The organism is Amycolatopsis sp. NPDC024027 (assembly GCF_040638975.1).
Lineage (GTDB): Bacteria > Actinomycetota > Actinomycetes > Mycobacteriales > Pseudonocardiaceae > Amycolatopsis.
Genome location: NZ_JBEZYY010000008.1, coordinates 165,574 through 178,116, shown reverse-complemented (window position 1 = coordinate 178,116; position 12,543 = coordinate 165,574). Strand labels below are relative to the sequence as shown.

16 protein-coding genes are annotated in these 12,543 nt (G+C 71.2%); 12 read left to right on the top strand and 4 right to left on the bottom strand.

Annotated features, from left to right (window positions below; all coding sequences use genetic code 11):
* Positions 1–97: 97 nt before the first annotated feature.
* Both AB0F52_RS21730 and AB0F52_RS21725 read left to right on the top strand, forming a co-directional pair.
* Complete coding sequence (locus AB0F52_RS21730; protein WP_360173684.1) at positions 98–1,258, top strand: right-handed parallel beta-helix repeat-containing protein; 1,161 nt, start codon at positions 98–100, stop codon at positions 1,256–1,258.
* Positions 1,259–1,419: 161 nt separating this feature from the next.
* Positions 1,420–1,695: a YggT family protein gene (locus AB0F52_RS21725; RefSeq protein WP_360173681.1), complete on the top strand. Its 276-nt coding sequence runs from the start codon at positions 1,420–1,422 to the stop codon at positions 1,693–1,695.
* Here AB0F52_RS21725 and AB0F52_RS21720 read toward each other — a convergent pair.
* Positions 1,692–2,351, bottom strand: a complete 660-nt coding sequence (locus AB0F52_RS21720) for a TetR/AcrR family transcriptional regulator (protein ID WP_360173677.1) — start codon at positions 2,349–2,351, stop codon at positions 1,692–1,694. The two genes, AB0F52_RS21725 and AB0F52_RS21720, sit on opposite strands and share 4 nt — an antisense overlap.
* A gap of 116 nt (positions 2,352–2,467) precedes the next feature.
* On the opposite strand from AB0F52_RS21720, the gene AB0F52_RS21715 reads away from it, so the two are divergent.
* A complete protein-coding gene (locus AB0F52_RS21715; RefSeq protein WP_360173674.1) occupies positions 2,468–3,658 on the top strand; it encodes an FAD-dependent monooxygenase in 1,191 nt (396 codons plus the stop codon).
* Positions 3,659–3,727: 69 nt separating this feature from the next.
* On the top strand, positions 3,728–4,708 hold the full coding sequence (locus AB0F52_RS21710) for an MCE family protein (RefSeq protein ID WP_360173671.1): 981 nt from the start codon (positions 3,728–3,730) through the stop codon (positions 4,706–4,708).
* 21 nt (positions 4,709–4,729) lie between these two features.
* Here the strand turns inward: AB0F52_RS21710 and AB0F52_RS21705 are convergent, their stop codons facing one another.
* On the bottom strand, positions 4,730–5,161 hold the full coding sequence (locus AB0F52_RS21705; RefSeq protein WP_360173668.1) for a PaaI family thioesterase: 432 nt from the start codon (positions 5,159–5,161) through the stop codon (positions 4,730–4,732).
* A 64-nt stretch (positions 5,162–5,225) separates the two neighbouring features.
* Between AB0F52_RS21705 and AB0F52_RS21700 the strand changes: the two genes are divergently transcribed.
* The gene (locus AB0F52_RS21700) at positions 5,226–5,648 is read left to right on the top strand and encodes a MarR family winged helix-turn-helix transcriptional regulator (protein WP_360173665.1); all 423 of its coding nucleotides are present in this window, start codon (positions 5,226–5,228) and stop codon (positions 5,646–5,648) included.
* Positions 5,649–5,652: 4 nt separating this feature from the next.
* On the opposite strand, the gene AB0F52_RS21695 is transcribed toward AB0F52_RS21700, so the two are convergent.
* Positions 5,653–6,384 (bottom strand): class I SAM-dependent methyltransferase, encoded by a 732-nt coding sequence (locus AB0F52_RS21695; protein ID WP_360173662.1) that lies wholly within the window; start codon positions 6,382–6,384, stop codon positions 5,653–5,655.
* Positions 6,384–7,301, bottom strand: coding sequence for a PAC2 family protein (locus AB0F52_RS21690; protein WP_360173659.1), 918 nt, complete (start codon positions 7,299–7,301; stop codon positions 6,384–6,386). The genes AB0F52_RS21695 and AB0F52_RS21690 overlap by 1 nt, the downstream gene beginning before the upstream one ends.
* Before the next feature lie 172 nt (positions 7,302–7,473).
* Here AB0F52_RS21690 and AB0F52_RS21685 point away from each other — a divergent pair, with 172 nt between their 5' ends.
* The 7 genes from AB0F52_RS21685 to AB0F52_RS21655 all read left to right on the top strand — a co-directional run bounded on the left by AB0F52_RS21685 (position 7,474) and on the right by AB0F52_RS21655 (position 12,500).
* Complete coding sequence (locus AB0F52_RS21685) at positions 7,474–7,983, top strand: PH domain-containing protein (RefSeq protein WP_360173656.1); 510 nt, start codon at positions 7,474–7,476, stop codon at positions 7,981–7,983.
* On the top strand, positions 7,980–9,527 hold the full coding sequence (locus tag AB0F52_RS21680; RefSeq protein ID WP_360173653.1) for a PH domain-containing protein: 1,548 nt from the start codon (positions 7,980–7,982) through the stop codon (positions 9,525–9,527). The genes AB0F52_RS21685 and AB0F52_RS21680 overlap by 4 nt, the downstream gene beginning before the upstream one ends.
* A gap of 77 nt (positions 9,528–9,604) precedes the next feature.
* A complete protein-coding gene (locus AB0F52_RS21675) occupies positions 9,605–10,309 on the top strand; it encodes a family 16 glycoside hydrolase (RefSeq protein ID WP_360173650.1) in 705 nt (234 codons plus the stop codon).
* Positions 10,310–10,430: 121 nt separating this feature from the next.
* Complete coding sequence (locus AB0F52_RS21670; protein WP_360173647.1) at positions 10,431–11,219, top strand: IclR family transcriptional regulator; 789 nt, start codon at positions 10,431–10,433, stop codon at positions 11,217–11,219.
* Positions 11,220–11,250: 31 nt separating this feature from the next.
* Positions 11,251–11,754 carry a GNAT family N-acetyltransferase gene (locus AB0F52_RS21665; RefSeq protein ID WP_360173644.1) on the top strand — a complete coding sequence of 168 codons (504 nt, stop codon included), beginning with the start codon at positions 11,251–11,253 and terminating at the stop codon, positions 11,752–11,754.
* 132 nt (positions 11,755–11,886) lie between these two features.
* Positions 11,887–12,084 carry a hypothetical protein gene (locus tag AB0F52_RS21660; protein ID WP_004561810.1) on the top strand — a complete coding sequence of 66 codons (198 nt, stop codon included), beginning with the start codon at positions 11,887–11,889 and terminating at the stop codon, positions 12,082–12,084.
* A complete protein-coding gene (locus AB0F52_RS21655; RefSeq protein WP_360174018.1) occupies positions 12,084–12,500 on the top strand; it encodes a VOC family protein in 417 nt (138 codons plus the stop codon). The genes AB0F52_RS21660 and AB0F52_RS21655 overlap by 1 nt, the downstream gene beginning before the upstream one ends.
* The last annotated feature ends 43 nt before the right edge of the window (positions 12,501–12,543 follow it).

Here is a 12,543-nt window from a genome sequence, read left to right as displayed (position 1 = left end):
CCCGGTGCTACCGTCGCCTCACCGGAGGTCCCGCTCCGATTGGGAGCGCTCTCGGATCCGGCTGCCCGACACGTTTCTTGCCCGCAAGGAGGCGCGCATGAGCTCGTACCGAAGCATCAAGAAAGCGCTTACAGCAGCTGCCGCACTGGTCACGGTGGCCGCGTTGGCACCGCCATCCGCCGCCGCGGCCACCACCCTCTACGTGGCACCGAACGGCAAGGACTCCGCCGCCGGTACGCAGGCGGATCCGACCACCCTGCCCTCGGCGCTCACGCGGATCGGTTCCGGTGGCACCATTTCGCTGCGCGGCGGGACCTACTCCTACGCCCAGACCGTCACCATCGCGCCGGCCAACAGCGGCACCTCCAGCGCGCGCAAGACCCTCTCCGCCTACCCCGGCGAGACGCCCGTGCTGAACTTCTCGGCCATGAAGGAAGACCCGGCCAACCGCGGGCTCGCCGTCAACGGCTCCTACTGGCGCGTCGCCGGCATCGTCGTCGAACGGGCCGGGGACAACGGGATCTTCGTCGGCGGGAGCAACAACGTCCTCGAACGCGTCGTCACCCGCTTCAACCGCGATTCCGGGCTGCAGATCTCCCGGATCGCGTCGAGCACGCCGAAGGACCAGTGGCCGGCGAACAACCTCGTCGTCAGCTCCGAATCGCACGACAACGCCGACTCCGACGGCGAGGACGCCGACGGGTTCGCCGCGAAGCTGACCGCCGGCCCCGGCAACGTCTTCCGCTACGACGTCTCCCACAACAACATCGACGACGGCTGGGACCTCTACACCAAGACCGACACCGGCCCGATCGGCCCGGTGACCATCGAGGACTCCCTCGCCTACGCCAACGGCACCCTCAGCAACGGCACCGTCAACAAGAACGGCGACCGCAACGGCTACAAGCTCGGCGGCGACAAGATCGCGGTCAACCACATCGTCCGGCGCGACATCGCCTACCGCAACGGCCACCACGGGTTCACCTACAACAGCAACCCCGGCTCGATGTCCGTTTCGGACAACGTCGGCATCGACAACGCCGAACGCAACTTCTCCTTCGACACCGGCACTTCGGTGTTCCGCAACGACACTTCGTGCCGCTTCGCCAGTGGCGGCTCGAACGACAAGACCGTCGGCAGCGTCGACAGCTCGGACCAGTTCTGGACCGGCAAGAACGGCTCCCGCTGCACGGCGTACGCCGGAACGATGAAGTGGACCTTCGCCTCCGACGGCCGGCTCGTGGTCACCTTCGGCTGAGCTCCGCGCGGAATCCGTGCGTGGGCCGGCCCGAGCCGGTCCACGCACGGCGTCGTTCACCAGGCCAAGTGCCGCCAACCTGTTGAAATGCTGTGAACCGGACAGAACTGGCACTCCCCGCACCGCCCGCGCGTTCACCGGGTAGTGGAAACGGAGGGACCATGGGTGCACTAGGGACACTGCTCGGGTTCGCGCTGAGCCTGTACCTGCTCGTGCTGGTCGCGCGGATGGTGCTGGACTGGGTCGCAGTGGTGGCGAACACCCCGCCGTGGGCGCGGCGCGCCCGGGGCCTGGCCTACGCCGCGACCGAGCCGGTGATCGGGCCGGTGCGGCGGGTCGTGCGGCCGGTGCGGCTCGGCGGGTTGTCGCTCGATCTGGCCTTCACGCTCGTCTTCATCGGCGTGATCGTGCTGCGGAGCATCGTGTACGCCCTTTAGAGCGTGCCGCGGAAGCTCGCGGACAGCCGGTCGACGCCGCGCTCGAGCTCGGCGCGAAGCCCGCGCAGGTCGACGCCGTCGGGGTCGATCAGGGCCTGCATCGAGATCCCGCGCAGCTGGGCCAGCATCGCCGAAGCGTAGGAATCGGGGTCGCGGACGCCGGTGATGGACCCGTCCGCGACCCCGCTGGCCACGGTCTGCGCGATGGCGAACCGGAACCGGCGGTCGGCCTCCGTCAGCGCGCCGCGCAGGGCCGAGGACTCCGCCGCCGCGTCGCCCCACAGGGCCAGGAACGCGTGGTTGAGCGTCGGCATCGTGCGGATCAGCTCGAAGATGATGTCCAGCAGCGCGCGCAGCATGTCCATCGGCGTCGCGTTCGCCGAGCCGGTGCGGGCCGCGACAGCCTCGCTGTAGACGTTGGTGAACTCCTCGACGGCGTGCTCGACGAGCCGTTGGCCGAGCCCGTCCTTGTCGCCGAAGTGCTGGAAGACGACCGACCGCGCGTAGCCGGAGCGGGCGCAGACGCCGCCGATCTTCAACCTGCCGAAGCCCTCTTCGGCGATCAGGTGAGCGGCGGCATCCAGGATGCGTGCCTCGACGGCTCCCTCGCCGTCCTCCTGGATCCGGCCTTCGGTGGCGCGGTCCACGCGGGTCATGTTAGCGACTGCAACCGCGGCGCACTGGCCGAGCCGTCAGCGGATGGTGCGAGGACCGTCAGCGGCCGCCCGCAATCTCGGCGTCGGCACCCACCGACCCGAGAGGAATTCCTCCGATGACCGCCAAGACCGTGCTCGTTTCCGGGGCCGGCATCGCCGGCCCGTCCGCCGCCCACTGGCTGCACCGCGGCGGCTACCGCGTCACCGTCGTCGAGTCCGCCCCCGCGCCGCGCCCCGGCGGCCAGGCCGTCGACTTCCGCGGTGAGCAGGTGAAACTGCTGGTCGCGATGGGGGTCCTCGACGAGATCCGCCGGTACGAGACGGCGATGGGCGACCAGACCGTGCTCGGCCTCGACGGCCGGCCCGTCCTGACCGTGCCCGGCGCCGCGTGGAGCGGCGAGGTCGAGATCCTGCGCGGCGACCTCGCGCGCATCCTGTACGAGCACACCGCGGACCACACCGAATACGTCTTCGGCGACCGCGTCACGAGCCTCACCGAGACCGCGGACGGCGTCGAAGTCACCTTCCACCACGGCGCACCGCGCACGTTCGACCTCGTGGTGGGGGCCGACGGCGTGCACTCCGGCGTGCGGGCCGCGGCCTTCGGGCCGGAGGCGGACTTCCGCAGCGACCTCGGCTTCGGCATCGCCGGCTTCACCGCGCCCAACCACCTCGGGCTCGACCACACCAGCATCTCGTACAACGAGCCCGGCCGTGGCGTCAGCGTGGGCAGCCACCGGCTGCCGGACCGGCTGCACGTCAACCTGGTCTTCGCGGCCGACGGCGTCGAGTTCCACCGCCGCAGTGCCGCCGAACAGAGCGGGCTGCTCGCGCAGTTGTTCGCGGACACCGGCTGGGAGACGCCGAAGCTGCTCGAAGCGCTGCTCGCGGCCGACGACCTGTACGTCGATTCGATCAGCCAGATCCACCTCGACCGCTGGTCGAAGGGCCGGGTCGTGCTCCTGGGCGACGCCGCTTGGTGCGCCGGGCCGGGCGGATCCGGCACCGGGCTCGCGATGATGGGCGCCCAGGTGCTGGCCGGGGAGCTCGCGGCCGCCGGCGGCGACCACGTGACGGCGTTCGCGAAGTACGAGCAGCGGCTGCGCAAGCCGGCCGCGGTCGGGCAGAAGAACGGCAAGGGCTCCGGCAACTTCCTCGCGCCGCGCACGGCCGCGAAGATCCGCAGCCGCAACCGCGCCTACCGGATGCTGAGCACACGGCTGTTCGGCGGCATCTTCACCTGGATGACGGACCGGGCGGCCAACGCGCTGGACTACCGTGAATACCCGGCGCTCACCACCGCGTGAGGCCCCGATCTTCGTCTTATCAGGGGACACCGGTGGCGGTCCGGCGTGACGTGGGTCACTCTTGACGCCATGTCAGCACGTCGGGCCGCCGATGCCCCGGTCCGGACGGCGCTCGCCGGCCTGACCGTGCTCGCCCTCGGCGTGGTCACGGCGTTGAACGTGCGCTCCCTGCCGGTGCTCGGCGACGGGACGGCCTACTCGGCCGAGTTCACCGAAGCGGCCGGGCTGATCGAGGGCAACGACGTCCGCGTCGCCGGCGTCGAGGTCGGGCGCGTGTCGGCCGTCCGGCTGCGCGGCGACCACGTGCTGGTTTCCTTCCGGGCCAAGGGCGCTTGGCTGGGCGACGCGACGAGCGCGGCGATCCGGCTGAAGACCGTGCTGGGCCAGAAGTACCTCGCCCTCGACCCGCGGGGCGAGGGCACGCTCGACCCGGGGCAGCCCATCCCGCGCTCCCGCACCACGGTGCCCTACGACATCCTCGCGGCGTTCGGCGAACTGTCGTCCACAGTGGACCACGTCGACACCGCACGGCTGGCGAAGAGCTTCGACACCCTGTCGGCGACGCTGGCGAACACCCCGCAGAGCGTCCGTGCCGCGCTCACCGGGCTGTCGCGGCTTTCGGATTCGCTCGCCTCACGCGACAGCCAGCTCGCGAGGCTGCTGGGCAACACGCGCGTGGTTTCGCAGACGCTCGCCGACCGCGACGCGGCGGTACGCCGGCTCCTCGACGACGGAAACCAGCTGCTCGCCGAGGTGATCAACCGCGAGACGGCGATCAGCACCCTCCTCGACGGCTCCCGGAGGCTGGCGACGGAGTTGTCCGGGCTGATCGCCGAGTCTCCCGTCGGCCCGCTGCTCACCCAGCTCGACCAGCTGACGTCGATGCTGCAGCGCAACCAGGACGCGCTGGCCGCCGGGATCCGGGGCTTCGCACCCTTCGTCCGGCTGGGCACCAACCTCGCCGGGAGCGGCCGGTGGATCGACGGCTACCTGTGCGGGCTGGTCCTGCCGTCGTTCGGGCCGGTGAACGAAGAAGGCTGCCACGGCTAGGCCATGCCTTGGCCCAGATGATCACGGCATGCCGGACGACCGGTGATCGGTCTTCCGGCGCGCACTCCCCTGCGCGGCGGCGCACAGCACGGGCTCGCGACCTCCGTCCAGTGTGTACACCTCGCACCGGCAGGTGGCCCGCGACCGCCCGGCCTGCACGACGACGGCGCGGGCGCGCAGGACCGCGCCGACCGCCGGCCGGAGGTAGTCGATCGTGAAGCCGGCCGTGAGCAGCGCGGGCCCGAGGGCGGTGCCCGCGGCGAAGGTCAGCGCGTTGTCGGCGGCGTAGGCGAGGACACCGCCGTGGAGGTAGCCGTTCTGCTGCTGGAGTTCTTCGCGGATGTCCAGTTCGAGCGTGGCCGCACCGTCGCCGAACTCGGTCAGCCGGGCGCCGAGCAGCCGGCTGAACGGCTGGCTCGCCAGGCCGTCGCGTGCTGCCGCGAAATCGAGCATGACCCCTCACTTCACTAGTGAAGTCAGCATGGCGCGACGCTGCCGCGGCTGTCAAGATCGGGGCGTGCCAGAACCCGATCAGCGCTTGTTCTTCCTGCTCCAGCGGGCCGCCCACCGGCTCCGGGTGGCCGCCGACCGCCGCTGCCTCGCCGCGGCCGGCATCACCACCGCCCAGCTCGGGGCGCTCTTCGCCATCGGGGCGGGCGGTTCGACCCAGCGAGAGCTGGCCGAGCAGCTTGACCAGCGCGAATCGGCGGTGACCGCGATGGTGACCCGGCTCGTCGAGGCGGGCCTGGTCGCCAAGCAGCCGCACCCGCGCGAACACCGGGCGGTGGTGCTGCGGCTGACGGCGGCGGGCGAGGAAGCATTGGCCCGCGTCGGCCCGGCGATCGAGGAGTTCAACGGGCGGCTGCTGGCCATCCTGGGCGAGGACGGGTTCCGGGACACCGCCGAAGGCGTCGGCAAGCTCGCGCGCAGCGAGTGGTGAGCCGCTAGGCCACGATGAGCCGGAAGCCCGCGTCCCACTCCGGCAGGTCCAGCAGCTCCGCGTGGTCGGCGTGCCACCGCCCCGACTCCAGATCTGCCCGAAGCCGGGCAACCCCCCGCGAAACCGCCGCCGGGTCGGTCTGGGCCAAAGCCGAGCACGACTGGCGCACTCCCGGATCCAGGTAGGCCTCCGGCCGGCGCCAGTACGCCGGGAACACGCCATCCGTGAAGTCCCAGGGCACCGGCAACGGCCGCACCGAAGCCGCCCCGAGGAACTCCGCGATCTCCGGCGCCGAAGGACGCGAACGCTCGAGCGAAGCCACCTCCGGCACGTACTCCCGCACGAACCAGAAGTCGCTGTGCAGCGCCGTGTCGTACGCCAAGACCACCTGACGGCGCGAGACCCGGCGCAGCTCGGCGAGGCCCCGCCGCCAGTCGGGCCAGTGGTGCACGGTCAGCACCGCCAGCGTGGCGTCGAACGCCGAAGACCCGAACGGCAGCGCCTCCGCGACCGCCCGCACCACCGGCGCCGCCCCGGGACGACGTTGCCGGATCATCTCCGCCGACGGCTCGACCGCGACGACGTGCCGCGAAGGCGGCTCGTACGAGCCCGTCCCCGAACCGACGTCCAGCACCGAAGCCGCCGGGCCCAGCGCGGACAGCACCGGCGTGAGCCAGCGCGGGTCGGTCCGCCGCCCCCGCGCGTAGCCGACGCCGATCTCGTCGTAGCGGGTCATCAGCGCTCGGGTCCGTCGCCGCCGTTCTGCTCGGCGAGGAACCGCTCGAACTGCGAGCCGAGCTCCTCGGCCGTCGGCATGTGCTCGACCGACTCCGCGAGCAGGCTGCCCCGGTCGGAGGCCTCGATGAACGTGTCGTACTGGCGCTCCAGGGCGCGGACGACGTCGGCGACCTCGTCGGACTCGGCGACCTGCCGGTTGATCTCGGCGTCGGCCAGGTCCGCGGCCGCGCGCAGCTCGCCCTCGGGCAGGCTCAGCCCGGTCGCCCGGCTCAGCGCGTCGAGCACGATCAGCGACGCCGCCGGGTACGTCGACTGGGCGAGGTAGTGCGGCACGTGCGCGGCGAATCCCATCGCGTCGTGGCCCCACTCGCCGAGCCGGTACTCCAGCAGCGCGGCGAGGCTGCCCGGTACCTGCAGCCGGTTCGGCAGCGGCTGGTTGTCGCCGACCAGGTCCTTGCGGGTGGCGTGCGCGGTGACGCCGAGCGGGCGGGTGTGCGGCGCGCCCATCGGGATGCCGTGGAAGCCGGCGGTCAGCCGGACGCCCCAGCGCTCGACGAGGTTCCGGACCGCCGCGCTGAACCGCTCCCAGTCGTGGTCCGGCTCCGGGCCGGACAGCAGCAGGAACGGGATGCCGTCGGTGTCGTGCAGCAGGTGCACCACCAGCTCGGGGGCGTCGTAGTCCTCCCAGTGGTCCACCGCGAAGGTCATCGCCGGCCGCCGCGAGCGGTAGTCGATGAGCCGGTCGACGTCGAAGCGGGCGATCACCCGGTGCTCGCCGCCCAGCAGGTGCTCGGCCAGCAGACGGCCCGCCGAGCCGGCGTCCATGAACCCTTCGAAGTGGTGCAGCAGCACCGCCCCGGTCAGGTCGGGGACGTCCGAGTCCACCTCGTACAGGTCGTCGGGATCGAGTCCCACCGGATCCTCCTGCTCTCCATACATCTGTCCGTCAAGCACAACACACCCCGCGAGGGATTCCATTCCGCCGACGGTGTCGCTGATCGTAACGCCATGCGATCGACGCCGGTTCGGATCGCCATCGTGACAAGTGTCGTGGGCACGCAAGGCCCCGATCAGGCACGCTTGAGCGGTGAGCGAACACACGACGAACACGGCGCCCGGGCTGCGGCCGCCGGCGCACCGGGTCAGCCCCCGGGCCATCGGCTACTGGACGGTGACCGCCTCGATCCTGTGGATCATCCTGATCGGCGTGCAGACGCTCATCGTCGTGACCAGCGACGACGCGCCGTCGTTCCTGACCGTGACGCTGGTGGTCTCCTGCGTCCTCGGCCCGCTGCACCTGATCGTGATGCCCCAGTGGCGCTACCGCGTGCACCGCTGGGAGGTCACCGGTGAGGCCGTCTACACGCAGTCCGGCTGGCTGAAGCAGGAGTGGCGGATCGCGCCGGTCTCGCGGATCCAGACCGTCGACATCGAGCGCGACCCGTTCGAGCAGCTGTTCGGGCTGGCGAAGATCACCGTGACGACAGCGTCCGCGGCGGGCCCGCTGCGCATCACGGGCCTGGCCCACGACCGCGCGCTCGTGCTGGCCGACGAACTGACGAAGACCACCCAGGCCGTGCGCGGGGACGCGACGTGACCCCCACGGAAGCGGCGGAGAGCACCGAACCCGCCCTCACCCCGCCGGCCGAAGGCACGCAGGACGCGCCGTGGCATCGCCTCGACCGGCGCATGCTACTCATCCGGCCCGTGCTGGACGTGGTGAAGTCGCTGCCGGTGCTGCTGGGCGCACTGCTGTTCGGGCACGGCGAATCGTGGCAGTGGGTCGGCCTCACCTTCACCGCGATCACCGTGTTCACCGGCGTCTCGCACGTGCTGACCTCGCGCTACCGGATCACCGCGTCGCAGGTCGAGTGGCACACCGGGCTGCTGCTGCGCAAGCAGCGGGCCATCCCGCGCGACCGGATCCGCACGGTCGACGTCACCTCCGAGCCGAAGCACCGGCTGTTCTCGCTGGCCGCCGCGCGGATCGGGACCGGGCGGCACTCGAACGGGAGCAGGCACAAGGACGAGCTCGTCCTCGACGCCGTCACCATCGCCGAGGCCCAGCGGCTGCGGACGCTCCTGCTGCACCGGAAGGCCGAGGCGACGGAGGCCGCCGCGCCGCCGGAGCAGCTGATCGCCGCCGTCGACAAGCGGTGGCTGCGGTACGCGCCGTTCACGCTGTCCGGGCTGGCCGTGGTCGGCGCGGCCGTCGGCACCGTCTACCACTTCGCGCACGAACTGCACTTCGACCCGGTCGAGTTTTCGCTGGTCCAGACGGTCGTCGGGCACTTCGCCGACACCCCGGTGTGGCTGAGCCTGGTGCTCGCCGCGGCCGGGCTGCTGGTGCTCGTCTCGCTGCTGTCGATCGGCGGGTACGTGCTGTCGTTCTGGAACTTCCGGCTCACCCGCGAGCCCGCCGGCACGCTGCACGTCCGGCGCGGGCTGATCACGACGCGGTCGGTGTCGATCGAAGAGGACCGCTTGCGGGGCGCCGAAATCCGGGAGCCGCTGCCGCTGCGGCTGGCCGGCGGTGCCCGCTGCGTCGCCATCGCCGCCGGCCTGCGGGAAGGCAAGAGCGCGGACAAGGGCGGGAGCCTGCTGCTGCCGCCGGCGCCGCTGGCGCGGGCGCACGAGGTCGTGGCCGAGGTGCTGGGCGAGGACCCGGCCGCGACGGCGCTGGTGCGGCACCCGCGCCGGGCGTTGTACCGGCGGCTTTCGCGGGCGGTCCTCGGCGTGCTGCTGCTCGCCGCGGCGCTCTACGGCCTGGCGTGGCTCGGTGCGCTGCCGGACTGGCCGTGGCAGGGCGCGCTCGTGCTGGTGCCGTTCGCCGCGCTCGTCGGCTGGGACCGCTACCGCGGCCTCGGCCACGCCTTCACCGGCCGCTACCTGGTGACGCGGTCGGGCTCGCTGGACCGCGGCACGGCGGCGGTCCGCTGCGACGGGCTGACCGGGATCGTCCTCGAGCGCTCGTACTTCCAGCGCCGGGCCGGGCTGGTCACGCTGATCGCGCCGGTCGCCGCGGGCAAGGGCAAGTACCCGGTGCTCGACATCGGCGAGGCGGACGCGCTGGCGCTGGCCGACCGGGCCCTCCCCGGCCTGTTGACGCCGTTCCTCACCGGTGACCGGGACCGCGGTTGACGGTCCACCCGCGGGGCTCCTAACGTGAAAATCCGCCGTCCGAACCCTCGATCCGCGTTCACGAGAGGACGGCAGGAATGTTCCGGAAGCTCTTCGGTGTGCTGGCCGCGGGGATCTTGGTGACGTCGTTCGCGGCACCGGCCGCCACCGCCGCCACCGTCGCGGAAAACCCCTACGGCGACCCGAATCTGGTCTCGATGTTCGACGGCACGGACCTCGGCCCGTGGACTTCGTCCAAAACGGGTCTCTGGTCGGCGAAAAACGGGGTCATCCACGGCAATGGCACCGCGCGCGGCTGGTTGTACTACAACAAACAGCAGGTCGGCACGTTTCGGTGGATATTCAATGTCCGGCAGGTCAAGGGCAACCACAAACCGACGGTGCTGATCTGGGGCACCACCGACCCGATCCGCGACGCGCTGAGCGCCATCCAGTTCCAGCCGCCGAACGGCGGGCACTGGGACTACCGGCCGGGGCACAACGACGGCGGCGGGAAACTGTTCAAGCAGCTGCCGCACACGACGATCGACATCAAGAAGTGGGCGCAGTGCGAGCTGATCGGCGACGCCGCCACCGGGGTGGCGCGGATGGCGTGCTGCCCGCTCACCGGCACCGCCGTCGCCTGCAAAGGCGTCGAAGTGCTGCGGTTCACCGACAAGACCGCCGGGCGCGTCGGCCCACTGGCGCTGCAAGTGCACAACTCCGGCATTCAGGACGAGTACCGCGGGCTCTACGTCGAGTCACCCGTGGTGACGAAACCGGGCGAGTTCCTCACGATGTGACCCGGCACGCCGGCGATGGCCCCTTTTCCGGGGCCATTGCTGGCCTTCCTTTCACACTACGTGCTAATTTATTCACCCCGTGTGATAGCGAAGGTCGTTTTTGTCTCACCGAGAGGTCACGATGACGCCTGCCGTCAGTACCGTCGACGGTTCCGCCACCACTCCTTCCCCCCGACGCACCCCCGGTGCCAGCAGTTCCCGCAAGGTCCTCCAGCTGCTGCTGGCCTTTTCGGAGCGCCGGTCGGAGGCGAGCGTCGCCGAGCTGGCCGCGACGATCGGCACCCCGGTGGCGACGACCTACCGGTACGTGGCCCTGCTCAAGGAACTCCAGCTGCTCGAAGAGGGCCGGGCCGGGCACTACCACCTGACCAGCCAGGTGATGCCGCTGGCGCGGGCCGCGCAGCTGGCGAACGACATGGTGCGGCTGGCACGGCCGGCCATGGAAACCGCGGCCCAGGAGCTCGGCGAGACGGTGATGCTGTTCCAGCGGTTCGGCGACTCCGCCGTGTGCGCGGACCGCGTCGAGTGCGACCGCGCCATGCGGTTCACGTTCGAGCCGGGCCATTCGCTGCCGCTGGGCGTCGGCGCGTCCGGCAAGATGCTGCTCGCGCTGCTGCCGGAGATCGAGCGCGACCGGCGGTGGGCGTCGATCGTCGAGCAACGCGGCACAGCCGTGCGCGACGAACTGAAGCAGGCGCTGGAAAACCGGTACGCGGTCAGCTCCGGCGAGCTGGACGAAGGCGTCTGGGCCTGTTCGGTGCCGGTACAGACGATCGGCAGGCGACCCACCGTGCTGAGCATGGCCGGGCCCGCCGCCCGGATCGGCGAGGAAACCCGGCAGACGGCGATCACCGCCATGCAGGAGTACGCGATCCGGATCCAGCGGGCGATCGCGTCTTATTCGCTGTGAGAATTCCGCGCGGGCGCGTAGAACTGCCCGGGTGATCCGGCTCGCGCGTCCCGACGACCTGTCCGCACTCATCGACGTCGAGCGCGAGGCCGGTGGGCTCTTCCGCGAGGTCGGCATGGCGGCGATCGCCGACGACGACCCCGGCACGGTGGCCGAGCTGGCGGTGTACCAGTCCGCCGGCCGCGCGTGGGTGAGCGTGGACGACGACGACCGGCCGGTGGCCTACCTGGTCGCGGAGGTCGTCGACGGGGGCGCGCACATCGAGCAGGTCTCGGTCCGGCCGTCGCACGCGCGGCGCGGGCTGGGCAACGAGCTGATCGAGACGCTCGCCGGGTGGGCTCGTTCGCGCGGGCTGACGGCGCTGACGCTGACGACGTTCGAAACCGTGCCGTGGAACGCGCCGTACTACGAGAGGCTGCGGTTCCGGGTCGTGCCGGAGGCGGAAATCGGTGCCGGGCTGCGCTCGATCCGCCGCGCGGAAGCGGCCCGCGGCCTGGACGCCTGGCCGCGCGTCGCGATGATTCGACCGCTCTGACCTGCGGTTTCTTTGCGTTCTCCCCTACTTGGGGGAGAGAGTGGCGCGGCCGGTCGAACATGTGTTCTACTGTGCCTGCCGGTCCCGGAGGGGGAAGCTCCGCGGGCCGGCCCACAAACTCGGGAGGTAGTCGTGGCGGTCAAGATCACCCACCTGACGAACGGCCAGCAGGTGCGGTTCGCCAACGCCGACGGTGCCCGCCGGTACGCCGAAATCATGGGCGGCGGCGTGGACAAGTGGCGCTTCACGGTCGTGCCCGAGGACCCGATGCTCCGGAAAATGTCGGACTCGGTCGTTAATGTGCCGGTATGGCGCATGACTTCCAGGTAGTGGTGGATTCGGCCGACCCGCACGTGCTCGCCGAGTGGTGGGCCGAGACCCTCGGCTGGTCCGTGGAACCGACGGACGAGGACTTCATCCGCGAGATGATCGCGAAGAAGTACGCCAATGAGGAGGACACCCGGACTTACCGCGGTTCGCTGGTGTGGCGATCGGGAGCCGGGATCCGCCACCCGGACTCGCCACCGGAGGGACCACCGCGGCGGATCCTGTTCCAGGAGGCTCCCGAGGCGAAGACGGTGAAGAACCGGGTCCACATGGACGTGTGGGTGGGCGCGGAGAACGTCGAGGCGACCCTGGAGAAGCTGAAGTCGCGCGGCGCGGAGTACCTGTGGCGGGGGCGGCAGGGGCCGCACAGCTGGGTGACGATGGCGGACCCGGAGGGGAACGAATTCTGCATCTCCTGACCGGGCCGGGGGCCGGGGGCCGGGGGCCGGGGGCCGGGGGCCG